Annotated in this window: 20 protein-coding genes; 10 read left to right on the top strand and 10 right to left on the bottom strand. The window is 69.1% G+C overall.

The features are described from left to right. Positions 1 to 60: 60 nt before the first annotated feature. The 5 genes from metH to DIE11_RS19440 all read right to left on the bottom strand — a co-directional run bounded on the left by metH (position 61) and on the right by DIE11_RS19440 (position 6,876). Positions 61 to 2,778: a methionine synthase gene (gene metH / locus DIE11_RS19465; protein WP_185633788.1), complete on the bottom strand. Its 2,718-nt coding sequence runs from the start codon at positions 2,776 to 2,778 to the stop codon at positions 61 to 63. A 46-nt stretch (positions 2,779 to 2,824) separates the two neighbouring features. Further along, positions 2,825 to 3,892: a homocysteine S-methyltransferase family protein gene (locus DIE11_RS19460; RefSeq protein WP_059600019.1), complete on the bottom strand. Its 1,068-nt coding sequence runs from the start codon at positions 3,890 to 3,892 to the stop codon at positions 2,825 to 2,827. A 177-nt stretch (positions 3,893 to 4,069) separates the two neighbouring features. After that, positions 4,070 to 4,327, bottom strand: a complete 258-nt coding sequence (locus DIE11_RS19455; RefSeq protein WP_006477667.1) for a DUF3567 domain-containing protein — start codon at positions 4,325 to 4,327, stop codon at positions 4,070 to 4,072. 245 nt (positions 4,328 to 4,572) lie between these two features. Beyond that, positions 4,573 to 5,877 carry a DUF3108 domain-containing protein gene (locus tag DIE11_RS19445; protein WP_124626409.1) on the bottom strand — a complete coding sequence of 435 codons (1,305 nt, stop codon included), beginning with the start codon at positions 5,875 to 5,877 and terminating at the stop codon, positions 4,573 to 4,575. 117 nt (positions 5,878 to 5,994) lie between these two features. Then, on the bottom strand, positions 5,995 to 6,876 hold the full coding sequence (locus DIE11_RS19440) for an IclR family transcriptional regulator (protein ID WP_185633787.1): 882 nt from the start codon (positions 6,874 to 6,876) through the stop codon (positions 5,995 to 5,997). A 126-nt stretch (positions 6,877 to 7,002) separates the two neighbouring features. Here DIE11_RS19440 and DIE11_RS19435 point away from each other — a divergent pair, with 126 nt between their 5' ends. The 6 genes from DIE11_RS19435 to rfaE2 all read left to right on the top strand — a co-directional run bounded on the left by DIE11_RS19435 (position 7,003) and on the right by rfaE2 (position 13,048). Further along, positions 7,003 to 7,995 carry a fumarylacetoacetate hydrolase family protein gene (locus DIE11_RS19435; protein ID WP_059681568.1) on the top strand — a complete coding sequence of 331 codons (993 nt, stop codon included), beginning with the start codon at positions 7,003 to 7,005 and terminating at the stop codon, positions 7,993 to 7,995. Between the two features lie 118 nt (positions 7,996 to 8,113). After that, positions 8,114 to 8,941, top strand: a complete 828-nt coding sequence (locus DIE11_RS19430) for an enoyl-CoA hydratase/isomerase family protein (protein ID WP_059600022.1) — start codon at positions 8,114 to 8,116, stop codon at positions 8,939 to 8,941. A gap of 79 nt (positions 8,942 to 9,020) precedes the next feature. Next, a complete protein-coding gene (locus tag DIE11_RS19425) occupies positions 9,021 to 9,785 on the top strand; it encodes a PhaM family polyhydroxyalkanoate granule multifunctional regulatory protein (RefSeq protein ID WP_059600023.1) in 765 nt (254 codons plus the stop codon). Between the two features lie 24 nt (positions 9,786 to 9,809). Next, positions 9,810 to 11,036, top strand: a complete 1,227-nt coding sequence (locus tag DIE11_RS19420; protein ID WP_124626406.1) for a patatin-like phospholipase family protein — start codon at positions 9,810 to 9,812, stop codon at positions 11,034 to 11,036. Positions 11,037 to 11,521: 485 nt separating this feature from the next. Next, on the top strand, positions 11,522 to 12,400 hold the full coding sequence (locus DIE11_RS19410; RefSeq protein ID WP_059451551.1) for a ferritin: 879 nt from the start codon (positions 11,522 to 11,524) through the stop codon (positions 12,398 to 12,400). A 162-nt stretch (positions 12,401 to 12,562) separates the two neighbouring features. Beyond that, positions 12,563 to 13,048, top strand: a complete 486-nt coding sequence (gene rfaE2 / locus DIE11_RS19405) for a D-glycero-beta-D-manno-heptose 1-phosphate adenylyltransferase (protein WP_059600025.1) — start codon at positions 12,563 to 12,565, stop codon at positions 13,046 to 13,048. Between the two features lie 16 nt (positions 13,049 to 13,064). Here rfaE2 and DIE11_RS19400 read toward each other — a convergent pair whose 3' ends face one another. The 5 genes from DIE11_RS19400 to DIE11_RS19380 all read right to left on the bottom strand — a co-directional run bounded on the left by DIE11_RS19400 (position 13,065) and on the right by DIE11_RS19380 (position 18,269). Beyond that, positions 13,065 to 13,307: a hypothetical protein gene (locus DIE11_RS19400; protein WP_059600026.1), complete on the bottom strand. Its 243-nt coding sequence runs from the start codon at positions 13,305 to 13,307 to the stop codon at positions 13,065 to 13,067. 229 nt (positions 13,308 to 13,536) lie between these two features. Next, on the bottom strand, positions 13,537 to 14,325 hold the full coding sequence (locus DIE11_RS19395; RefSeq protein WP_124626405.1) for a type III pantothenate kinase: 789 nt from the start codon (positions 14,323 to 14,325) through the stop codon (positions 13,537 to 13,539). Continuing rightward, positions 14,322 to 15,242 (bottom strand): biotin--[acetyl-CoA-carboxylase] ligase, encoded by a 921-nt coding sequence (locus DIE11_RS19390; protein ID WP_124626403.1) that lies wholly within the window; start codon positions 15,240 to 15,242, stop codon positions 14,322 to 14,324. The genes DIE11_RS19395 and DIE11_RS19390 overlap by 4 nt, the downstream gene beginning before the upstream one ends. Before the next feature lie 103 nt (positions 15,243 to 15,345). Next, entirely contained in the window at positions 15,346 to 16,191 is an 846-nt protein-coding gene (locus tag DIE11_RS19385) for a tetratricopeptide repeat protein (protein ID WP_124626401.1), read from the bottom strand. 14 nt (positions 16,192 to 16,205) lie between these two features. Next, entirely contained in the window at positions 16,206 to 18,269 is a 2,064-nt protein-coding gene (locus tag DIE11_RS19380; protein WP_124626399.1) for a bifunctional 2',3'-cyclic-nucleotide 2'-phosphodiesterase/3'-nucleotidase, read from the bottom strand. A 319-nt stretch (positions 18,270 to 18,588) separates the two neighbouring features. Here DIE11_RS19380 and DIE11_RS19375 point away from each other — a divergent pair, with 319 nt between their 5' ends. The 4 genes from DIE11_RS19375 to DIE11_RS19360 all read left to right on the top strand — a co-directional run bounded on the left by DIE11_RS19375 (position 18,589) and on the right by DIE11_RS19360 (position 22,336). Then, a complete protein-coding gene (locus tag DIE11_RS19375; protein WP_124626397.1) occupies positions 18,589 to 19,713 on the top strand; it encodes an ABC transporter permease in 1,125 nt (374 codons plus the stop codon). Beyond that, positions 19,710 to 20,654 carry an ABC transporter ATP-binding protein gene (locus tag DIE11_RS19370; protein ID WP_124626395.1) on the top strand — a complete coding sequence of 315 codons (945 nt, stop codon included), beginning with the start codon at positions 19,710 to 19,712 and terminating at the stop codon, positions 20,652 to 20,654. The genes DIE11_RS19375 and DIE11_RS19370 overlap by 4 nt, the downstream gene beginning before the upstream one ends. A 27-nt stretch (positions 20,655 to 20,681) precedes the next feature. Beyond that, a complete protein-coding gene (locus DIE11_RS19365; protein ID WP_124626394.1) occupies positions 20,682 to 21,617 on the top strand; it encodes an MlaD family protein in 936 nt (311 codons plus the stop codon). A gap of 95 nt (positions 21,618 to 21,712) precedes the next feature. Further along, positions 21,713 to 22,336 (top strand): ABC-type transport auxiliary lipoprotein family protein, encoded by a 624-nt coding sequence (locus tag DIE11_RS19360; RefSeq protein ID WP_059681695.1) that lies wholly within the window; start codon positions 21,713 to 21,715, stop codon positions 22,334 to 22,336. The last annotated feature ends 5 nt before the right edge of the window (positions 22,337 to 22,341 follow it).

Here is a 22,341-nt window from a genome sequence, read left to right as displayed (position 1 = left end):
GATGCGGGCTTTTTATTTGTCTGATCAAAATGCGGCGAGGCCGCCCCGGTCGCGCATCGATCAGAGCTGCGGCGCGAGCGCCCGGCGCGCATCGTCGAGCGACAGCGCCATGCGTCGCGCGTAGTCCTCGAGCTGATCCTGACCGATTTTCCCGACCGAGAAATACGTGCTGTCGGGGTGCGCGAGGTAGAAACCCGACACGCTGGCCGCCGGCAGCATCGCCAGCGAATCGGTCACGCTCATGCCGATCTCGTTCGCCTGCAGCGCGTCGAACATGTCGCGCTTCACGAGGTGGTCGGGGCAGGCCGGGTAGCCGGGCGCCGGGCGGATGCCCGCGTACTTTTCGGCGATCAGCGCATCGTTGTCGAGCGTCTCGCCGCTCGCGTAGCCCCACAGCTCGCGGCGCACGCGCGCGTGCATCGCTTCGGCGAACGCTTCCGCGAAGCGGTCCGCGAGCGCCTTCAGCATGATCGCGCTGTAGTCGTCGTGGTCGGCTTCGAACTGCTTTTCCTTCACGTCGACACCGAGCCCGGCCGTCACCGCGAACATCCCGATGTAGTCGGCGACACCCGATTCCTTCGGCGCGATGAAGTCGGCGAGCGAGCGGTTCGGGCGCATCACGCCGTCGACCACCGGACGCACGCTCTGCTGGCGCAGGTTGCGCCACGTCATCAGCACTTCCGAGCGCGAGTCGTCGGTGTAGATCTCGATGTCGTCGTCGTTGACCGTGTTCGCGGGCAGCAGCGAGATCACGCCGTTCGCGGTCAGCCAGCGGCCCTGGATCAGGCGCGCGAGCATCGACTTCGCGTCGGAGAACACGCGCCGCGCCGATTCGCCGACGATCTCGTCGTTCAGGATCGCCGGGTACGGGCCCGCGAGATCCCAGGTCTGGAAGAACGGGCCCCAGTCGATGTAGTTCGCGAGCTCGTTCAGGTCGTAGTTCTTGAACACGCGCCGGCCGATGAATTTCGGCTTCACGGGCCGGTAGCCTGCCCAGTCGACCTTCGTCTTGTTCGCGCGCGCCTCGGCGAGCGTGACCATCGGCTGCGCCTTGCGGTTCGCGTGCTGGTCGCGGATCCGTTCGTAATCGGATTTCAGCTCGTCGAGGTACTTCGCCGCGCCTTCGTCCGACAGCAGATTCGACGCGACCGACACCGAGCGCGAGGCGTCCGGCACGTAGACGACCGGGCCTTCGTAGTGTGGCGCGATCTTCACGGCCGTGTGCACGCGCGAGGTCGTCGCGCCGCCGATCAGGAGCGGAATCTTCTTCACGCGGAAGTAGTCGTCGCGCTGCATTTCGGACGCGACGTACGCCATTTCCTCGAGGCTCGGCGTGATGAGGCCCGACAGCCCGATGATGTCCGCGCCCTCGACCTTCGCCTTCGCGAGGATCTCGTTGCACGGGACCATCACGCCCATGTTGACCACTTCGAAGTTGTTGCACTGGAGCACGACCGACACGATGTTCTTGCCGATGTCGTGCACATCGCCCTTCACGGTCGCGATGACGATCTTGCCCTTCGCGCGCACGTCGCCGCCCGCTTCCGCGAGCAGGCGCTTTTCTTCCTCGATGAACGGGATCAGGTGCGCGACGGCCTGCTTCATCACGCGCGCCGACTTCACGACCTGCGGCAGGAACATCTTGCCCTGGCCGAACAGGTCGCCGACGATGTTCATCCCGTCCATCAGCGGGCCTTCGATCACGTTGATCGGGCGACCGCCCGCCGCGTCGATCTTCGCGCGCACTTCCTCGGTATCCTCGACGATGAAGGTCGTGATGCCGTGCACGAGTGCATGCGAGAGCCGTTTCTCGACCGGCTGGTTGCGCCACTCGAGGTTCTCTTCCTTCTTCGCGCCGCCGGCCTTGAACTTGTCGGCGATCTCGAGCAGGCGGTCGGTGGAATCCGCGCGGCGGTTCAGGATCACGTCCTCGACGCGTTCGCGCAGCTCCGGGTCGAGATCGGCGTACACGCCGAGCTGGCCCGCGTTCACGATGCCCATGTCCATGCCCGCCTGGATCGCGTGGTACAGGAACACGGTGTGGATCGCCTCGCGCACCGGGTCGTTGCCGCGGAACGAGAACGACACGTTCGACACGCCGCCGCTCACCTTCGCGTACGGCAGGTTCTGCTTGATCCAGCGGGTCGCCTCGATGAAGTCGACCGCGTAGTTGTTGTGCTCCTCGATGCCGGTCGCGACCGCGAAGATGTTCGGGTCGAAGATGATGTCTTCCGGCGGGAAGCCGACTTCGTTCACGAGGAAGTCGTACGAGCGCTTGCAGATCTCGGTCTTGCGCTCGTACGTATCGGCCTGGCCCTTCTCGTCGAACGCCATCACGACCGCGGCCGCACCGTAGCGGCGGATCAGGTTCGCGTGGTGACGGAACGCTTCCTCGCCTTCCTTCAGCGAGATCGAGTTCACGATCGCCTTGCCCTGCACGCACTTGAGGCCCGCTTCGATGACTTCCCACTTCGACGAGTCGATCATGATCGGCACGCGCGCGATGTCCGGCTCGGATGCGATCAGGTTCAGGAAGCGCACCATCGCCGCCTTCGAATCGAGCATCGCCTCGTCCATGTTGATGTCGATCACCTGCGCGCCGTTCTCGACCTGCTGGCGCGCGACGGCGAGCGCCTCGTCGAACTGGCCGTTGAGGATCATCCGCGCGAATGCCTTCGAGCCGGTGACGTTGGTGCGTTCACCGACGTTGATGAAGAGTGTCCCGGACGTGACGTTGAACGGCTCGAGGCCGGCAAGGCGCATCATGTGATCGGTCATGGCGGTGCGAATTCGTGTGATGTAGGGCGGGCGTTGGGGCGGTCGGTCAGGCGGCGTCGCTGTACTGGCTCGGCCAGCGGCGCGGTTTCACGTCGGCGAGCGCCTTCGCGATCTCGGCGATGTGCTCGGGCGTCGTGCCGCAGCAGCCGCCCGCGAGGTTCACGAGCCCGGCCTGCGCGAATTCCTTCAGGAGGCCCGACGTCACGTCCGGCGTTTCGTCGAAGCCGGTGTCGCTCATCGGGTTCGGCAGGCCCGCGTTCGGGTAGCACGACACGTAGGTGTCGCACAGCTTCGCGAGCTCGGCGATGTACGGGCGCATCAGCGCCGCGCCGAGCGCGCAGTTCAGGCCGAACGTGAGCGGCTTTGCGTGACGCAGCGAATTCCAGAATGCCTCGACCGTCTGGCCCGACAGGATGCGGCCCGACGCGTCGGTCACGGTGCCCGAGATCATGATCGGCAGGCGCTCGCCGGTGTTCTCGAACAGTTCGTCGAGCGCGAAGAGCGCGGCCTTTGCGTTCAGCGTGTCGAAGATCGTCTCGACGAGGAACAGGTCGACGCCGCCGTCGAGCAGCGCCTTCGCCTGCTGGTAATACGCGTCGCGCAGCTCGTCGAACGTGACGTTGCGCGCGCCCGGGTCGTTGACGTCCGGCGAGATGCTCGCCGTCTTCGGCGTCGGCCCGATCGCGCCGGCAACGAAGCGCGGCTTGTCGGGCGTGGCGTAGCGGGCGGCGGATTCGCGCGCGAGCCGCGCCGATTCGACATTCATCTCGACGACGAGGTCTTCCATCCCGTAGTCGGCCTGCGCGACCGTCGTCGCGCCGAACGTGTTGGTTTCGACGATGTCCGCGCCGGCCGCGAAATACTGGTCGTGGATCTCGCTGATGATCTGCGGCTGCGTGAGCGACAGCAGTTCGTTGTTGCCCTTGATGTCGCGCGGGAAATCCTTGAAACGCTCGCCGCGATACGCGGCCTCGTCGAGCTTGTAGCGCTGGATCATCGTGCCCATTGCGCCGTCGAGGATCAGGATGCGCGATTTCAGCAGCGCGGGCAGGTCGGCGCCGCGCGTGTAGGGCGCGTCGAGCGGGGCGGAAGCGGCGAGAGGGGTCGCGGACATGGCGGAAGAGCGGCGAAGACGGGAAAACCGTCATTGTAGCCGGTGCGCCAGGGCGCCGCCCGGCCCGCACCAAACGAAAACCCCCGCCCGGCGAACCGGACGGGGGCTTGGATCGGAGTGCTCGCGGCGCCGCCCGAAAGCGGCGAATGGCCCGGCGATGCGCCGGGCCGCGGGTCGTCAGTGCAGGACGACGGGCATCATCATCAGACTGTCGAACTGTCCGAGGAATTCGTCCACTTCGTCGAGCGACGGTTCATCCTCGATCAGTTGCTTCACGTGTGCGCGGAATCGCTCGGCGAGCTCGCCGTCGATGAAGATCTCGCGCTGCGCGTTCTTGTCGACGATTTCGTATCCGCCGGCATTCATCAGATGGTGGCCGGCCTGCGGCGCAAATTCGACGACGCAGTAGTTGGGGCTGTTGTAGATCATTTGCATGGCGGCACTCCTCTTCGCAGTGGCATCTGGCCTTGTTGTCCCGTAGGTGGGGCAGACCTTGCCGGTTTCAAGGGGCTTGCGCTGCACACCCCGTTCTCCCGTTTGCGTGGGGTGTATCGGGTTAGAAGCCGATATCTATCAAACGTTTCTTATTGTGATCCGGAATACCGAAATAGTTGTTAAAGAGTGTCATCGGCCATTTTGGCGAGAGCTTTAATCGGTCGAAATTGCCGATTGGTCGATCGTTACGGCGCGGGCTGCGACGCTGCCGGCGGCGCAGCCGCTGGCGCGGGCGCCTGCTCCGCGGGCGGCGCTGCGGGCTGTGCCGGCTCCATGGCCGGTGCGGCGGAGGCCGGCACGCTGGCGGGCGCGTTCGTTGCGTCTTCGTTCGGTGCGCCTCGCGTCGCGCCATCGGCGGGCGCACCGGGCGGGGCGAGCCGGCCGTGCCACAGCAGCTCGATCTGCGAGCCGTTCGGCTCCGATTGTACGAGCCGCGCGGGCAGCCAGTCGAGCGACGGCGCGAGCCACATGTCGATGCGGCGTGTGTCGCCGTCGCGGCGCGGCAGCCGCATGAAGTGGCGTGCGCGGACGATGCCGGCCTGCGTCTGCACGTCCTCGTCGCCGATCACCGTGATCGGCCAGGTCTCGCCGTTGTTGTTGTCGATCACGAAGAACTGCTGCGTGACGCCCGGCTGGTAGGCGGACGGATTGCCGCGCACGAGCCCCGACAGCTGCATCAGCATGCTGAAGCGATCCTGCACGCCGTCTGGCAGCGGCGCGTTGTTCGGCGTGCGCGTGAAGACCACCTGGCGGATTTCGCGGTTGAAGATCGCGATGTCCTCGGGCCGCTTGCCGCGTTTCTCGACATAGCGGTCGGGCGCGACGCCGAATGCGTCGATGCGGCCTTCGCTGCGGTAGGTGAACGGGCCGACGAACGGCACGGGCATGGACACCGACAGGTCGTAGGTGCGGCCGTCGGTGCGCCAGTGGATCGTGCCGATCATGTTCTGCATCCCGTTGTAGAACGTGTCGTACTGCAGGTCGCCGGGCGGCGGCGCCGCGAACTTCACGCCGCTCGTCGCGGGGCCCGGCGTCGCGGCACTGCCGGCATCGCCGGCCGATGCCGGCTGCGTGCCGGATGCGCCTGCCGCGCCGCTCGCGGCTGAGGCGGCTGAGGCGGCTGAGGCGGCGGCCGGCGGCTCGCCTTGCTCGGCCGTCTGCGTCGACGTGAGGACCGGCTCGGGCGACGGCGCGGGCTTCGGTGCAGATTTCGGTGCAGATTTCGGTGCGGCGGGGGCCGGCTTCGCCTGCGCTGGCTCGGCCGGTCGTTCTGCCGGCTTCGGCGCGGGCTGGCGCTCGATCGGCCGCGGCTTGAGCAGCTCGATCTGCACCGGTATCTCGGCGGGCGCGGGCGGCGTGAACGCGTCGCGGCTGCGCGCCAGCCACAACGCCGCGAGCGCGTGCAGCACCAGCACGACGACGAGCGCGACGCCCACGCGCAGCCAGTGGCGGGGCAGGGCGTGACGAGGACGGGTGTCGGCAGGCGGCATCGGCGAAACAGAACAGGGTTGGGGCGGTCGCGGCGCGCATCGCGCGTCACAGCCATCGGACCGCCGGGTGCGCCGCGCGTTCGCGGGACATCGCGCGGGTGTCACACGCCCCGCGTGTCAGGCGTCGCGCGCGTCCGGACTATAGCCGAGTTCGTAAGACAGTTTCTGCGCGCATGCACGCAGCGCGGTGTCCATCTCGCCGCCCCACGCGATGTCGAACATGCCTTCCTGGCCGAGCGCGACGATCGCGAGCGCGAGTTCGCCGACCGCGTCGAACACCGGCATGCAGAATGCATGGATCGTTGGCAGCAGCATCCCTTCGACGCGCGCTGCCTGATGCGCGCGCACGTCGGCGAGCACCGCCTCGACCTCGTCGAGCGTGCGCGGGCCACCGTGATGCGGCGAGCGGCGCGTGTCGGCGAGCTCGCGTTCGAGCATCGCCGCGGTCTTGCTGCGCGGCAAGTACGCGGCGAACAGCAGGCCCGTCGCGGAGCCGAGCAGCGGCATCACGTCGCCGAGCTTCAGCGACGCCTTCGCGGGATGGCTCGATTCCATCCAGTGCACGATCGTCGGCCCCTGGTTGCCCCACACCGCGATGCCGACCGTCTGGTCGACGCGGTCGCGCAACTCGGTCAGCGCGATCCGCGCGAGCTTCACACCGTCGACGCGCGCGAGCCGCGCGAGCCCCATCTGCAGCGCGAAGCCGCCGAGTTCGTAGCGGCCCGACACGGGATCCTGCGACACGACGCCGAGCCGCGAGAAGCTGACCAGATAGCGGTGTGCCTTCGCCGGGCTCATGCCCGCGCGCTGCGCGAGATCGCGCAGCATCATCGCGCGCGGCTCGCTCGTCAGCACGTCGAGCAGGCGGAAGCCGACCTCGATCGACTGGATGCCGGAGCGGACCTTCTCGCCGCCTTCACCATGCTCGCCGGAGCCGGAGCCGGTGTCGTCGGTGTCGGAATCGGCGAGATCGTCGTCGGGAAGCGGGCTGGCGGGCATGGGCAACGGGGCGCGACAAGGCGGCAAGGGTCGGGACGAAAACGGCGTGCACGATGGTGGCGCGCCGCGCGGATTCACCATCGTAAAATAGATTCCCTCCATCGTCACTACAACGGCAGATACCCCATGAAACTTGCATCGCTGAAGGACGGCACGCGCGACGGCCAGCTGATCGTCGTGTCGCGCGACCTGCACACCGCGGCGATCGCCGATGCGATCGCGCCGACGCTGCAGCGCGTCCTCGACGACTGGGCGTTCTACGCGCCGCAGCTGCGCGACCTGTACGACGCGCTGAACCACGGCCGCGCGCGCAACGCGTTCGCGTTCGACCCGGCGAACTGCATGGCGCCGCTGCCGCGCGCGTTCCAGTGGGCCGACGGCTCCGCGTACGTGAACCACGTCGAGCTCGTGCGCCGCGCGCGCGGCGCCGAGATGCCGCCGGAGTTCTGGACCGATCCGCTGATGTACCAGGGCGGCAGCGACGATTTCCTCGGCGCGCGCGACGACATCGTGTGCCCGTCCGAGGCGTGGGGCATCGACTTCGAGGCCGAGGTCGCGGTGATCACCGGCGACGTGCCGATGAGCGCATCGCCCGACGACGCCCTGAAGGCCGTGCGGCTGGTCACGCTCGTGAACGACGTGTCGCTGCGCAACCTGATTCCGGCCGAACTCGCGAAGGGCTTCGGTTTCTTCCAGAGCAAGCCGGCCACCGCATTCGCACCGGTCGCTGTGACGCCCGACGAACTCGGCGACGAATGGCGCGAAGGCCGCGTGCACCGGCCGATGATCGTTCACTGGAACGGCAGGAAGGTCGGCCAGCCCGACGCGGGCACCGACATGGTGTTCCACTTCGGCCAGCTGATCGCGCATGCGGCGAAGACGCGCAACCTGCGTGCCGGCTCGATCGTCGGCTCGGGCACGGTGTCGAACAAGGACGCGAAGCGCGGCTACTGCTGCATCGCCGAGAAGCGCTGCCTCGAGACGATCGAGCACGGCGCGCCGCAGACCGAATTCATGCGCTACGGCGACACCGTGCGCATCGAAATGTTCGACGCGGCCGGCAAGTCGATCTTCGGTGCGATCGAGCAGGCGGTCGCCCCGCCCGACGGCGCGGCCTGACGTCCGCGCGAAACCCGGTCCCGGCCCGCGCGCCGGGTTTCGCCTGATGTTTGCCCGCGCGGGCTTGGCTACACTCGATTCAGGCGTTTCAAGCATTTCACGAACCCGGGAGCTGCGCATGGCCGATCTCGCCGCATACGGCGGTTACGAAGCATTGAAGGTGACGCGCCGCGATCATGGCGTGCTCGACATCGTGATGAGCGGCGAGGGCGCCAACCGCAGCGGCCTCGCGACCGCGAACGAGCGCATGCATCGCGAGCTCGCCGACATCTGGCGCGACGTCGACCGCGATCCCGACACGCGCGTCGCGGTGATCCGCGGCGAGGGCAAGGGTTTTTCGGCGGGCGGCGATCTCGCGCTCGTCGAGGCGATGGCGAACGACTTCGACGTGCGCGCCCGCGTGTGGCGCGAGGCGCGCGACCTCGTCTACAACGTGATCAACTGCAGCAAGCCGATCGTGTCCGCGATGCACGGCCCTGCCGTCGGCGCGGGGCTCGTCGCCGGGCTGCTCGCCGACATCTCGATCGCCGCGAAGGATGCGCGCATCATCGACGGCCATACGCGGCTCGGCGTCGCGGCCGGCGATCACGCGGCGATCGTGTGGCCGCTGTTGTGCGGGATGGCGAAGGCGAAGTATTACCTGCTGCTGTGCGAACCGGTGAGCGGCGAGGAGGCCGAGCGGATCGGCCTCGTGTCGCTCGCGGTCGAGCCGGCTGACCTGCTGCCGAAGGCGTACGAGGTCGCGGAGCGGCTCGCGCACGGATCCCAGTCGGCGATCCGCTGGACCAAGTACGCGCTGAACAACTGGCTGCGCAGCGCCGGGCCGACCTTCGATACGTCGCTCGCGCTCGAATTCATGGGCTTCTCGGGGCCCGACGTTCAGGAGGGCATCCGCTCGCTGCGCGAGCGGCGCCCGCCAGACTTCCCCGGCGACGCACCGTTCTGACGCGCGTTATGATCGGACCAAGGGCGGCCGCACGACTCGTGCCGACCGCTTCGCCCACCCAGCCAACCAGGATGCCCGTATGACGACCGATGCCCCCGGCTCCAATCCTTTTGCCGGCTTTGCCGGTTTCAAGCCTGCCGACATGCTCGACCGGATGTGGGACATGATGCGGATGTCGCCGTTCGGCGGGATGGCGTCGTTTCCCGGCGCCGCGTCGGGGCTGCCGCCGTCGCTGTCGAGCATGTCCGACATGATGGCGCCGCTCACGAGCGTCGAGGAGCTCGACAAGCGAATCACCGATCTGCGCGCGGTCGAGCAGTGGCTCAAGCTCAATCTCGGCATGCTGCAGTCCGCGATCCAGGCGCTCGAGGTGCAGCGCGCGACGCTCGCGACGCTGCGTGCGTTCGGCGCGTTCGCGCAAAGCTCGATGTCGGCGGCCGAGGAAGCGGCGGTCGCGGCCGCGCAAGCGGCGTCCGCGCCGCGCGCCGATGCGCCGCAAGCGCCGGATGCCGCTGGCGCGGCTGACGCACCGCCGGCAGGCGACGCCGCGCAGCAGGCGTTCGATCCGGCCGGCTGGTGGAACCTGCTGCAGGCGCAGTTCAACCAGCTCGCGAGCCTCGCGATGACGCAGCCGGGCGCGCAGCCCGCGGAGCCGGGCGCCGCGCCGTCCGGGCAGACCGCATCGACGGCGCGGGCGGAGCAGCCCGCACCGGCCGCGGCTGCGGCCGCCGCCGCCGCGCCGCGCAAGCCGGCCGCGAAGCGTGCGAAGCCGGCAGGATCGGCCGCGGCGCGCGCGGCGGCCGCCTCGTCGCCCGAAACGCGTCCGCCGAAGCGCTCGACGTGACGCGAACCGGATAGCAGGTCGATCATGCGGCTCGCGCTCGTGCTGATGGGGGGCGGTGCACGTGCCGCCTACCAGGTCGGCGTGCTGAAGGCGCTGGCCGAGATCGCGCGCGAGGCCGATCCGAATCGGCACACGGTGCCGTTCACGGTTGTCTGCGGCTCGTCGGCCGGCGCGATCAATGCGACGTCGATCGCGAGCCACGCGGACGACTTTTCGCACGGCGTGCGGCGTCTGCTCGAATTCTGGGAGCCGCTGCGCGCGGACTACGTCTATCGCACCGACTGGCTCGGTATCGCGGCGGCGGGCGCACGCTGGCTCGCGACGATGTCATTCGGCTGGGCGGCGCGCCGCTCGCCGCGCGGGCTGCTCGATAACGCTCCGCTCGCGCACCTGCTGCAGCGCGAGCTGAGCTTTCACCGGATCGAGCAGATGCTCGAGAGCAGGCTGCTGCACGCGCTCTCGGTGACGGCGCTCAGCTATTCGAGCGGCCGGCACCTGACGTTCTACCAGGCCGCCGAGCCGATCCAGGCATGGCGGCGCGCGCAGCGCACCGCGCGGCTCGTCGATCTGTCGGCATCGCACCTGCTCGCGTCGTCGGCCATTCCGTTCGTGTTTCCGGCCGTGCCGCTCGTGCTCGACGGCCAGATCGAATATTTCGGTGACGGCTCGATCCGGCAGGTCGCGCCGCTGTCGCCGGCGATCCACTTCGGCGCGCACCGGATCGTCGTCGTCGGCGCGGCCGATCCGCGGCCGGAGATTCCGGCCGCGAACGGCTCGGGACGGGTGCGCGGCTACCCGACGCTCGCGCAGATCGGCCAGCAGGTGCTCGCGAGCGTGTTTCTCGACTCGATCGGCTCGGACATCGAGCGGATCGAGCACATCAACCGGATGATCGAGCACCTGCCGCACCAGGTCGAAGTGGACAGCGGCTGGCGGCACGTCGACGTGCTCGCGATCGCGCCGTCCGAGCGCATCGAGCTGATCGCCGCGAAACACCTGAAGCAGATGCCGGCGACGATGCGCGGGCTGCTCGGCGCGATCGGCGGCAGCCAGCCGGCCGGCGCGTCGTTCGCGAGCTACCTGCTGTTCGAGGAAGCCTTCACGCGCGAGCTGATCGAGCTCGGCTATCGCGACGGGCGCGCGCAGCGCGACACGCTGGCGAACTGGATCGCGGGGGCCGACGGCGGCAGCGCGCCGGCATCCGGCATGCCGCCGGAGAGCGGCCGCGCGATCGGCGAAATACGGGTCTGACGCGAGCAGAGCGGGGCCGAAACGGATGAAACTTACATATCGGTTGCGTTTTCGCGACGGCCGCCCGCGACCGATCGCCGCACCGCAGGTGGCGGCGCGCGACCGGTTCCGCGTCTCGGAACCGTCATGCGCGCGTGCTATCATGGCCGCCGCCGTATACACCATATCGAGCAGCCCGCCGGTCCGGCGGTCGCACGGGAGCCCGTCCGGGAACCGCGTGGCGCCGGGCGGGCTCGCCACCGAGCCGGCCTGCGCCGGCCCCCACATCAGGCACGCGCGGCCGGTTCCGTTCGAGCGGAGCGGGGTCGCGGCGTGCTTCAAGGCGGCGACGCGGCCGCCCGGCTGCCGGAGGCGGAAACTGCGTCCCGGGGGCTGGATACACGCGTAAAATTACAGTCTTGGCTGCGAAAGGCGCGCTTGCGCGCCGACGCGGCAACAGTCACGTTTAGAGAAGTCGCATTGCGCAGAACAGGGGTGGGACCATCATGAACACCATGCTTTATCCGGAACTTTACAGGTCGCTCGAAGCTGTCCGCTGGGACATGGAGAAGGACATTCCGTGGGACAAGTTCGACGCTTCGCTGCTCACCGACGAGCAGGCGAAGACGATCAAGATGAACGCGATCACCGAATGGTCGGCGCTGCCCGCGACGGAAATGTTCCTGCGCGACAACCAGCACGACAGCGACTTTTCCGCGTTCATGAGCGTGTGGTTCTTCGAGGAGCAGAAGCATTCGCTCGTGCTGATGGAATACCTGCGCCGCTTCCGGCCGGAAATGGTGCCGACCGAAGAGGAATTGCACGCGGTGCGCTTCGAGTTCGATCCGGCGCCGCCGCTCGAGACGCTGATGCTGCATTTCTGCGGCGAGATCCGCCTGAACCACTGGTATCGCTGCGCGGCAGACTGGCACACCGAGCCGGTCATCAAGCACATCTACGAAACGATTTCGCGCGATGAAGCGCGCCATGGCGGCGCCTACCTGCGCTACATGAAGAAGGCGCTGAACAATTGCGGCGACGTCGCGCGCGCGGCGTTCGCGAAGATCGGCGTGCTGATGGCGTCGGCGCGTCGCACCGAGAAGCCGCTGCACCCGACCAACCTGCACGTGAACCAGGCGCTGTTCCCGCGCGACACCGTGCAGTCGCGCCTGCCCGATCCGGAATGGCTCGAGCGTTGGCTCGACGAGCAAATCCGCTTCGACGGCGAATGGGAAAAGAAGGTCGTCGAACGGATCCTGCACAACCTGTCGATCCTGTTCGAGCGCACGTTCGCGACCGCCCAGGAGCTGAACCGCTACCGCAAGGAAGTCACCGGCCGCCTGCAGTCCGAAAGTGGCCCGTCGTCGGCCGCGCAACCGGCTTGAGGCCGCGCGGCATCGCAGCCGGCGTGAAGCGCCGCCGGTCGCGATCGCCGCAGTGTAGTCCCGCATGAAGCCCGCCCGGCCATCCGGCGGGCTTTTTATCTGGCGCCGCCGTGTTCCGTCGCGACGTGCACCGCGCGCCGCTCTCGCCAACCGAAATTCATCATGTCCGCTACCTTCGAACGCAAGCTGATCACCCGCGACGCCCTGGTTGCCCTGCGCGCTTCGCTGCCTTCGCCCGTCGTGTTCACGAACGGCGTGTTCGACATCCTGCACCGTGGCCACGTCACGTATCTCGCCGATGCGAAGGCGCTCGGCGCATGCCTGATCGTCGGCGTGAACAGCGATGCGTCGGTGCGCATGCTCGGCAAGGGCGACGACCGTCCGATCAATCGCGAGGAAGACCGGATGGCGTTGCTCGCGGCGCTGGAAAGCGTCGACTGGGTCGTGAAATTCGAGGAAAAGACGCCGGTGTCGCTGATCGAGGCCGTCCGTCCGGACATTCTCGTGAAGGGCGGCGACTACGACATGGACGCGCTGCCGGAATCGGCCATCGTGCGCAGCTGGGGCGGGCGTGCGCTCGCGATTCCGTTCGAGCACGACCGCTCGACCACCGCGCTGCTGAAGAAGGTGCGCGCGCAGCAGTCCTGATGCGGGTGCCGCGCCGTCAGGGCGCGGAAGCCGCGAGCGGCTCGGCCGTCACGGCCGGCGGGCCGATCGGACCGCCGATCACGGGCTGATCGCTCGCCTGCGCGAGCGGCATCGCATGCAACGCATCGGGCCGAACTTGCCGGGACAGCACGCCCGGTTCGCGCGGGCCTGCCGCCGGCAGCGGCCCGAACACGCCGCGCACGGCGACGAACGCAAGCAGGTTCGCGAGAATGAGAACAGCGATCAGCCAGCGCAGCATCGTCGACACTCCTCGTCGTTGTTCAGTCGTTCAACCGTTCGGTCGGGCCGGCCGCACGGCACGCGCAGTGATTGCCGCCGGCGATCGCACGCGTCGGCCGGGCCGCATGCATGTGCGGCCGGCTGTCTGCATGGGCGCCCGCACCGGCGCCCGCTTTCCATCCTCACCGTGACGAAGCCCGCAGTCGGGCCTGCATCAACGCGGCCGGCGCGATGCCGACCGGTTTCCGTCAATTCTGCGCCGCCGCTTCCGCGGCGATCAACGCAAGCCCCGACAGGATCAGCGCGTCGTGCCGCGTATGCGGCAGCGTCAGCGCGCGCGCGACATCGTCCGCCGCGCCGCCTGCCAGCACGAGCCGCACGGGTGCCTGCCACGCAGCGGCGAGATCGCGCCATGCGCGCTCGATCAGCCCCGCCTGCGCATACAGGCAGCCCGCCGATAGCGAGCGCGGCGTATCGACCTGGAACGGCTCGGCCTGCGCGCCCGCGAGCAGCCCGCTCGCGATGTCGGTGGTCAGCGTCGGCAACTGCGCGGTGTGCGTGCCGAGCGCGCGCATCATCAGGGCCCAGCCCGGCGCGATCAGCCCGCCGGTGAAACGGCCGTCCGCGCGCAGCGCTTCGAGCGTCGTCGCCGTGCCGAACGTCGCGATCAGCAGATGCTCGCCCGGAAACGCCGCCCGTGCACCGATCAGGCCGGCCCAGCGATCGCTGCCAAGCTGCTCGGGCGTCGTATAGCCGTTCGTCACGCCGCATTGCGCAGGCCGCGAGCGGATCGTCGTGCGCGCCAGGCCCGGCCAGCGGGCGTCGAGCAGCGCGTCGAGCCGCGCGGCCACGTCGGCGCCCGCGACGTTCGAGATCCATGCGCCATGCGGACGCGGCAGGGCCGACCAGTCGGGATCGGCACCGCCGTCGCGCGTATGGCCGAATGCGCCGGTCTCGACGAGCGTGCGTTGCGCGTCGGCGAGCGCCCACTTGATCCGGCTGTTGCCGGCGTCGATCAGCAGATGCGGTTCGTTCATTGCGCTTCGCGCAGCGATATGTCGCCGGCCGCGATCGCCTTGATGCCGTCGGGCGTGTCGAGCAGCAGCTGGCCGGTCGCGTCGATGCCCGTCGCGATGCCGCGCACGCGTTCGACGCCCTGTTCGAGCAGCACGACTTCGCGTCCCGCGTACGCGTGCAGCGCGTGCCAGCGCGGCAAGAACGGCGCGAGCCCGTCGGTGCCGAACTGCGCGAGTGCGGGCGTGAGCGCGTTCAGCGCCGCGGCGAGCGTATCGGTGAGGTTCGCCGATGCGCATGCGGCCGACAACGCGGCCGGCGGCAGCCCGCTCGCGAGCGCCGCTTCGCGCGCACGCAGCGCATCGACCTGCGCGGCGACGGCCTCCGCGCCGCGCACGTTGATACCGAAGCCGATCACGACGGCGGTCGCGTCGGCGGTGGTCCAGACGGTTTCGATCAGGATCCCGGCAAGCTTGCCGACGATGCGCGACGTGCCGTCGTCGGTGGTCGTCAGCAGCAGGTCGTTCGGCCACTTGAGCGCGACGCGCGAGTGGGCGTCGAGCGGCAGCGTGGCGAGCCCTTCCGCGAGCGCGACGCCGATCGCGATGCTGAGGCCGCCGAGCGCATCGACGGGGCGCGGCACGATGCAGCCGACCGAGCACAGCAGTGCGTTGCCGGGCTGCGCGAACCAGGGACGGCCTTGCCGGCCGCGGCCCGCCGTCTGCTCGAACGCGACGCGCACGAGCGGCGCGGGCAGCGCGTTCGCGGTGCGCGGCAGCGCCTTGAGGCGCGTCGCGACGTCGGCGTTGGTCGAGCCGGTGGCGGCGACGATGTCGAGCGGCCACGCGCGCGGCGCGGCGTCCAGGTGCGCCTCGAGCCGGTTGCGCGCGATGTGCGCGTCGCCGGAATCGGGCGTGTCGGAGGAGGTGGGGGCGTTCATGGCGCCTATTGTAGCGACAGGGGGCAGTGCGTGACGGGCGGCGCGCCAGGTCGTGCCCGTCGCGCCGCCGCCGCGCGTTCGTGCCCGCGCCGCCGACGCAACGTTACGGCGCGACGACCGGATGCTTCAACGCATGCGCGGTCTCGATCCACTGCGCGTGGAACGCGTCCGCGTCGGGTCGCAGCCCCAGCTCGCCGTTGCGATACGCCATCGCGAGCGTCTGCACGGCTTCCGGCAGCTCGTGCTCGGCCGCACGGCGATACAGCGCGAGCGCGCGCGCCTCGTCGCGCGGCACGCCGCTGCCTTCGCGGTACGCGTTCGCAAGCATGAAATCCGCAGCCGGGATGTCCGCGCGCGACGCGATCTCGAACCAGTGCGCGGCCTGCACCGGATCGGCTGCGACGCCATAGCCGCTGCGATAGATCAGCCCGAGGTAATACGCGGCGGCCGGATCGCCTTGGCCGGCCGCTTCGCCGAGCAGCGTGCGGGCGCGTGCGTAGTCCTTCGGGATGTCGCCGCTGCCGAGCAGCAGCGCCTTGCCGAGTGCCAGCTGCGCACGCCGCGCGGCCGGCGTGTCGGCTTTCGTGTCCGCCTGCGCGGCGGTTTCGAGCCAGCCGCGTCCCTCGTCGCGCAGCCCCGGCTCGCGCGCATCGACGAGCGCGATGCCGAGCGCCGCCTGCGCGTCGCCCGAGCCGCGCCGCGCGAGGGTGCGCAACTGCGCGAGCGCGTGCGGCTCGACGGCCTGCGCGACCATCGCCTGCCATTCGTCGAGCTGCGCGGCGCTCGGCGCGGGGCCGGCGGCGCGCCAGCCGGTCGCAGCGACCACGGCCGCAACGGTGATGGCCGCCGCCGCGAGCAACGCGGCCGGCGGGAGTTTCGCGCGCAGCAGGCGCCGCGCGGCGGTGGTGAAGCCGGCTTCGGCAGGCCGCATCGTCCGGATCGGTTGCATCGCGGGTCTCGTGGTCATTGCGTGAGGTCGATCTCGTAGATGGCGAGGTTCTTGCCCGAGCCGTCGTCGGCCGCGACCTGCGTAAGGCCGGTCAGGCCGGCTGCCGCCGCGTCGCCGAGCCGGTTCGGCGCGGACGTGAACTGCACGTGCGCGACCGAGCTCGCCAGCTTCGTGAAGCGCCAGCTGCGCTGCGCGCCGTCCGCCGCGCGCGTGATCGCGCCGCGCTTCTTGATGAACGCGATCAGCACGTCGCGGTTCGCGTCGGGCGATGCGAAGATCGTCTTGCTGCCGTCGAGGCCCGGGAAGTTGCCGCCACCGCTCGCGCGGTAGTTGTTGGTCGCGACGATGAACTGCGCGTTCGGGTCGATCGGCGCGCCCTTGTACGTCAGGTTCCTGATCCGGCTGCCGACCGGCTGCGTGACGTCGATCTCGTAAGCGAGATCCGCGGACGTGAACATGTCGAAGTTGTAGCCGGGGAAGCTGCTGACGAGCGGCTGCACCGTCGCCTTGGTCGGATCGATCGTGTTGAAGCGCTTCGCGGCCGTCTCGAGCCAGTTCTTCACGTCGCTGCCGCTCACCTTCACCGCGTACACGGTGTTCGGATACAGATACAGGTCGGCCGCGTTGTTGATCGCAAGTGCGCCGGGCGCGACGTCGGTGTAGTCGCTGCCGCCGCCGAAGCCGCTCTTGAACGGCGCGCTGACCGACAGCACCGGCAGCGATGCGTATTGCGGCAGGTTCGCCTGCACGTAGGTCTTCACGTAATCGGCCTGCGCCTCGTTGACGATCTGGATCGCGCCCGGATCGCCGACGTCCGCGAAGTACGAGTTCATCCGGTAGTCGGTCGAGCCGATCGGCGTCTTCACGTAGTCGATCGTCGCCTGGTGTTCGGCGGCGATCGCGGCGGACACCGACGGATCGGCGGCGACGTAGCTCTTGTCCGCGTTCTGGATCGGCCGCGCCTCGACGGTCGTCTGCGACTTGTCGACGCTCCACGTCTTGCCGTCGAACGTCAGGCCGAGCTTGATCACGCCGAGATGCTTGCCCCAGTAGTTGGCCATCACGGTCGGCACGCCGTTGACGGTGCCCTTCGCCTTGTCGACGCCCGGCAGGTTGAACTGCGCCACGGTGCTGTTCGCGTCCGGGAACACCTGGTGCGAGTGGCCGATCAGCATCGCGTCGATGCCGGGCACCTTCGACAGCCACCAGCTGCCGTTCTCCATGGTCGGCGAATACGCGGTGTTGTCGAGGCCGCCGTGCGAGATCGCGACGACGAGATCGGCGCCCTTCGCGCGCATCTCCGGGATGTACTTCTCGGCCGCTTCCTTCAGGCCGGTCGTGTAGACCTTGCCGTCGAGCCAGCGCTTGTCCCAGCTCATGATCGCGGGCGGCGTGAAGCCGATGATGCCGATCTTCACCGGCGCGCTGACCGTCTTGCCGTCGGGCGCGACGGCCGTCACCGTGCGGGTCAGGATCGTGTACGGCGTGAACAGCGGCGCGTTGGTCTTCGCGCTGATCACGTTCGCGAGCACCTGCGGGAAGTTCGGGCCCGCGCACTTCTTCTGCTGCGCGGGGGCCGGCAGCCCGTCGACGTCGAACGTGTTGCCGGTCACCTGCGACAGGTACGGCAGCCCGTAGTTGAACTCGTGGTTGCCGATCCCGCCGCCGTCGAACTTCGCCGCGTTCATCACCTTGTAGATCGCGAGCGTCTGGTCGCAGCCGATCGGGTTCACGAGCGCCTGGTAGTCCGACAGCGCGGTGCCCTGGATCGTGTCGCCGTTGTCGAGCAGCAGCGTGTTCGGGTACTGCGCGCGCGCCTGCGCGATCAGCGTCGACACGCGCTCGAAGCCGAGCGACTTGTCGGCGGCGAGCTTGAAATAGTCGTACGACAGCACGTTGGTGTGCAGGTCGGTCGTTTCGAGCAGCGCGAGCGTGGCCGTCGTGCCGGCGGGCGCCTGCGTCTGCGACGACGGCGGGGCGGTGACGTCGTCGCCGCCGCAACCGGCGAGGGCGAAGGCGAGGCTGGCGAGCGCGGCGGCGGCGGTCACGCGGCGGCGGGAAAGCGGGGGGAGACGCATCGATTGTCCTGTTCTGTGTTCTGTTCTATGAATCGCGAGGAGCGCAGCGAAATGGCGGCGCGGGCGCCGACGGCCTGACGTGCGGCGCGTGAGAGTATCGAAAGGAAACGTGACGGAAGAATGAAAGGTCGCGTGCCCGGCACGCCGTTCCGGCGGCGAACCCCGTGCCGTGGCGGGGCGGGCATCCGCAAAGAGGCGCCTCTCGCCCGGCATTTCCGCCGGACGCCGCCGGCTGCGCGCCCCGACGGAAATCCTCACGTCGCGGCGCCGGACGGTTCGCTACAATGGCCGCTGTCATCCTTTTGCAAACAACCCGCCCTTGGACTTCGAGACACCTCCCGGCCTGTTGGTCGACGCCGGCGGCCAGGGCCAGACGGTGCGCCTGACCGGCCAGTGGACCGCGCTCGCGCTCGCACGCAATCGCGGCGAGGTCGCGCGCCGCATCGCGGGCATCGCGTCCGGACGCGTGAACGAATGGGATCTGTCCGGCATCGAGCGGCTCGACCACGTCGGCGGCCAGGCGCTGTGGCGCGTATGGGGCCGCAAGCTGCCGGCGGGCGTCGAGCTGACCGACACGCAGCGCACGATCTTCGAGCGGATCGAACGTCTCGACAGCCAGCGCGAGGCACCCGAGCGCGTCGTGCGCTTCGATCCCGTCACGCGCCTCGGCCAGGCGATCTTCGCGTTCGGCGAACACCTGCAGGGCGGCATCGCGATGTTCGGCCTCGTGATCCTCGACGCGCTGTCGGTGCTGCGCCGTCCGCAGACGATGCCGTGGAAGGAAACCTCGGCGAACATCTACAGCGCCGGCGCGCAGGCGCTGCCGATCACCGCGCTGGTCGCATTCCTGATCGGCATCGTGCTCAGCTATCTGTCCGCGCAGCAGCTGCAGATGTTCGGCGCGAACCGCTACATCGTGAACATCCTCGGGCTGTCGGTGATTCGCGAACTCGGGCCCGTGCTTTCGGCGATCCTCGTCGCGGGCCGCTCGGGCTCGGCGATCACCGCGCAGATCGGCGTGATGCGCGTGACCGAGGAGCTCGACGCGATGCGCGTGATGGGCATTCCGCACGGGCTGCGGCTGATCCTGCCGCGCGTGCTCGCGCTCGGCGTCGCGATGCCGCTGCTCGTGATGTGGACCAACATCGTCGCGCTGACGGGCGGCGCGCTTGCCGCGAAGTTCGTGCTCGGGATCGACGTCAACTATTTCGTGCGCTCGCTGCCGGGCGTCGTGCCGATCGCGAACCTGTACATCGGCCTCGGCAAGGGCGTCGTGTTCGGCATGCTGATCGCGCTGGTCGCATGTCATTTCGGTTTCCGGATCAAGGCGAACTCGCAAAGCCTCGGCGAAGGCACGACGACGTCGGTCGTGTCGTCGATCACGGTCGTGATCCTCGCCGACGCGGTGTTCGCGATCCTGTTCCAGAACGTGGGGCTCGGATGAACGCGTCGAATGAATCGCCGGCCGGTGCCGCGCCGGCCGATGGCGCCAGCGCACATGCCACGGCAGTCGGCGCGGGCACGGTCGGCATGCCGCCGGCGGCGGCCGCGCATGGCGGCGACTTCGTGATCGAGGTGCGCAACCTGACCAAGCGCTACGGGCGCAACATCATTCACCAGAAGCTCGATTTCGACGTGCGGCGCGGCGAGATCGTCGCGATCGTCGGCGGCTCGGGCTCGGGCAAGACGACGCTCGTGCGGCAGATCCTCGGCCTCGAGCGGCCGACGTCGGGCACGATCAAGGTGTTCGGCGAAGACACGTCGAAGATCGACGACGCGACCGCGCGGCTGATGCGCACGCGTTCGGGGATGCTGTTCCAGCAGGGCGCGCTGTTTTCGTCGATGACGGTGTTCGACAACGTCGCGCAGCCGCTGCGCGAGCTCGGCCGCGTGCCGTCGGACCTGCTGCACGACATCGTGATGCTGAAGCTCGAGATGGTCGGGCTGCCGTGCAAGCACGCGTCGAAGATGCCGGCCGCGCTGTCGGGCGGGATGGTGAAGCGGGTCGGCATCGCGCGCGCGATCGCGCTCGAGCCCGAGCTGCTGTTCCTCGACGAGCCGACCGCTGGCCTCGACCCGCAGGCGTCCGACGAATTCGTCGAGCTGATCGCGACGCTGCATCGCACGCTCGGGCTGACCGTCGTGATGGTGACGCACGATCTCGACACGATGGTCGCGCTGTCGACGCGCGTCGCGGTACTGGCCGATCGCAAGGTGCTGGTCGCGGCGCCGGTCGAGGAGGCCGCGAACGTCGACCATCCGTTCATCCACGAATATTTCCTGGGGCTGCGCGGGCGCCGCGCACTGCAGGCGCTGCCGCCCGAGCGGCGCGCGAAGCTGCCGAAGGCGGCCCTCGAGCCGGCGCTGTCGAGCGTCGAATTGTAGGAAAGGCAAGAAGCAAGGAACCCGCGAATGGAAAACAAATCACATGCGTTCTGGGCCGGCCTGTTCACGATCGCGCTGACGCTGGCGATCGCGGGCACCGTGTTCTGGTTCAACGTCGACCGGACCGTGCGCGTGCCGTACGACCTGCTCGCGCGCACCAACGTGACGGGCCTGTTCCCGGACGCGGCCGTGCGCTTTCGCGGCCTCGACGTCGGCAAGGTGCAGTCGATCGGCTTCGACCGCACGCACCCGGGCCAGATCCGGATCCGGATTCTCGTCGACCACGATGCGCCGATCACGCAGTCGACCTACGGCAGCCTCGGCTTCCAGGGCGTGACGGGCATCGCGTTCGTGCAGCTCGAGGATACGGGCCGCGACCTGGCGCCGCTGCCGTCGTCGCCGAAGGCGATCGCGCAGATCCCGATGCGGCCGAGCCTGTTCGACCAGATCCAGGAGCGCGGTGACGTGCTGCTGCGGCAGCTCGAACTGGCCGCGAAAAGCGCGAACGCGCTGATGTCGCCCGAGATGCGCGAGCAGTTGCGCGCGACGGCCGAAAGCCTGCAGCACGCGGCCGATGGCGCGACGACGCTGTCGAAGCAGCTCGCGCCGGCGGTGGCCGCGCTGCCGGAAACGATGCACCAGGTCGATCGCGCGATGGCGTCGGCGAACACGCTGCTGCAGCCGAACGGGCCGCTCGTGTCGAACCTGAACAAGGCCGGCTCGGCTGCCGAGCAGGTCGGCGTCGCGCTGAACGACCTGAACGCGCGGGTCCAGTACGACACGCTGCCGCGTTTCAACGCGCTGGCCGGCAGCGTCGGCGATGCGTCGCGGCAATTGAAGGACGTCGCCGGTGAACTCGGCCGCAATCCGAGCAGTCTGTTGTTCGGTTCGCCCGGCTCCGCGCCCGGCCCCGGCGAGGCGGGCTTCGTCTGGCCGGGGGCAGGGAGCGCGGCCGGGAAATGAAGCCGATCGTCAGCCCATCGACGTTGATCGGCCGGCCCGGCGCGAGACCGGACCACGACGCCATCGAAACCGGAAACATCATGCAGGAACATGCCATGCCACGAATCCCTGATCGCGGGCTGCGTCCCGCCGCGACCGCGCTCGCGATGCTGACGCTCGTGTTCGCCGCCGGCTGCGCCGGCAACAGTGCCGCGCTGTCGAACGTCCGCTACGACCTCGGGCCGGCCGCATCGGCCGTCACGGCCGGCACGGGCCCCGCGCTGAAGGTGCTCGACGTCGCCGCGCCCGACGCGCTCGACACGGACAAGTTCGTCTACCGGCTCGCGTATGCGGATGCGCAGCGCATGGCCGTCTATCGCGACAGCCGCTGGATCGCGCCGCCCGCGCAACTGCTCACGCAGCGGCTGCGCGGCGCGTTGTCGTCGCGCGGCGCGGTGCTCGAGGGTTCCGACGGCGTGCGCGCGCCGACGCTCAAGGTCGACCTGAACGAATTCGAGCAGGTGTTCGACGGGGAGTCGAAGAGCCACGGCGCGGTCACCGCGCGCGCGACGCTGGTGCAGGGCGGCAAGGTGCTCGGCCAGCGCACGTTCGTCGCGCGTGCGCCGTCGAGCACGCCCGATGCGGCTGGCGGCGCGCGGGCGCTCGCGGCCGCGAGCGACGAGCTCGTGTCGCAGATCGCCGCGTGGGTCGGCGTGCAGGCGTACGCGGGCAACCCGTGACGCCG

The sequence above is a fragment of the Burkholderia sp. Bp9012 genome, assembly GCF_003853825.1.
Classification (GTDB): Bacteria; Pseudomonadota; Gammaproteobacteria; order Burkholderiales; family Burkholderiaceae; genus Burkholderia; species Burkholderia diffusa.
This window is presented reverse-complemented; position numbering and strand designations above follow the sequence as displayed.

What these genes read in the sequence shown, in the direction of transcription:
- DIE11_RS19435 (WP_059681568.1), top strand. Translation starts at nt 7,003, where the DNA reads ATGAAACTTGCATCGCTGAAGGACGGCACGCGCGACGGCCAGCTGATC.
- DIE11_RS19390 (WP_124626403.1), bottom strand. Translation starts at nt 15,242, where the DNA reads ATGAACGCCCCCACCTCCTCCGACACGCCCGATTCCGGCGACGCGCAC.
- DIE11_RS19440 (WP_185633787.1), bottom strand. Translation starts at nt 6,876, where the DNA reads ATGCCCGCCAGCCCGCTTCCCGACGACGATCTCGCCGATTCCGACACC.
- metH (WP_185633788.1), bottom strand. Translation starts at nt 2,778, where the DNA reads ATGACCGATCACATGATGCGCCTTGCCGGCCTCGAGCCGTTCAACGTC.
- DIE11_RS19400 (WP_059600026.1), bottom strand. Translation starts at nt 13,307, where the DNA reads ATGCTGCGCTGGCTGATCGCTGTTCTCATTCTCGCGAACCTGCTTGCG.
- DIE11_RS19385 (WP_124626401.1), bottom strand. Translation starts at nt 16,191, where the DNA reads ATGCAACCGATCCGGACGATGCGGCCTGCCGAAGCCGGCTTCACCACC.
- DIE11_RS19455 (WP_006477667.1), bottom strand. Translation starts at nt 4,327, where the DNA reads ATGCAAATGATCTACAACAGCCCCAACTACTGCGTCGTCGAATTTGCG.
- DIE11_RS19395 (WP_124626405.1), bottom strand. Translation starts at nt 14,325, where the DNA reads ATGAACGAACCGCATCTGCTGATCGACGCCGGCAACAGCCGGATCAAG.
- DIE11_RS19360 (WP_059681695.1), top strand. Translation starts at nt 21,713, where the DNA reads ATGCCACGAATCCCTGATCGCGGGCTGCGTCCCGCCGCGACCGCGCTC.
- DIE11_RS19425 (WP_059600023.1), top strand. Translation starts at nt 9,021, where the DNA reads ATGACGACCGATGCCCCCGGCTCCAATCCTTTTGCCGGCTTTGCCGGT.
- DIE11_RS19445 (WP_124626409.1), bottom strand. Translation starts at nt 5,877, where the DNA reads ATGCCGCCTGCCGACACCCGTCCTCGTCACGCCCTGCCCCGCCACTGG.
- DIE11_RS19430 (WP_059600022.1), top strand. Translation starts at nt 8,114, where the DNA reads ATGGCCGATCTCGCCGCATACGGCGGTTACGAAGCATTGAAGGTGACG.
- DIE11_RS19410 (WP_059451551.1), top strand. Translation starts at nt 11,522, where the DNA reads ATGAACACCATGCTTTATCCGGAACTTTACAGGTCGCTCGAAGCTGTC.
- DIE11_RS19370 (WP_124626395.1), top strand. Translation starts at nt 19,710, where the DNA reads ATGAACGCGTCGAATGAATCGCCGGCCGGTGCCGCGCCGGCCGATGGC.
- DIE11_RS19460 (WP_059600019.1), bottom strand. Translation starts at nt 3,892, where the DNA reads ATGTCCGCGACCCCTCTCGCCGCTTCCGCCCCGCTCGACGCGCCCTAC.
- DIE11_RS19365 (WP_124626394.1), top strand. Translation starts at nt 20,682, where the DNA reads ATGGAAAACAAATCACATGCGTTCTGGGCCGGCCTGTTCACGATCGCG.
- DIE11_RS19380 (WP_124626399.1), bottom strand. Translation starts at nt 18,269, where the DNA reads ATGCGTCTCCCCCCGCTTTCCCGCCGCCGCGTGACCGCCGCCGCCGCG.
- rfaE2 (WP_059600025.1), top strand. Translation starts at nt 12,563, where the DNA reads ATGTCCGCTACCTTCGAACGCAAGCTGATCACCCGCGACGCCCTGGTT.
- DIE11_RS19420 (WP_124626406.1), top strand. Translation starts at nt 9,810, where the DNA reads ATGCGGCTCGCGCTCGTGCTGATGGGGGGCGGTGCACGTGCCGCCTAC.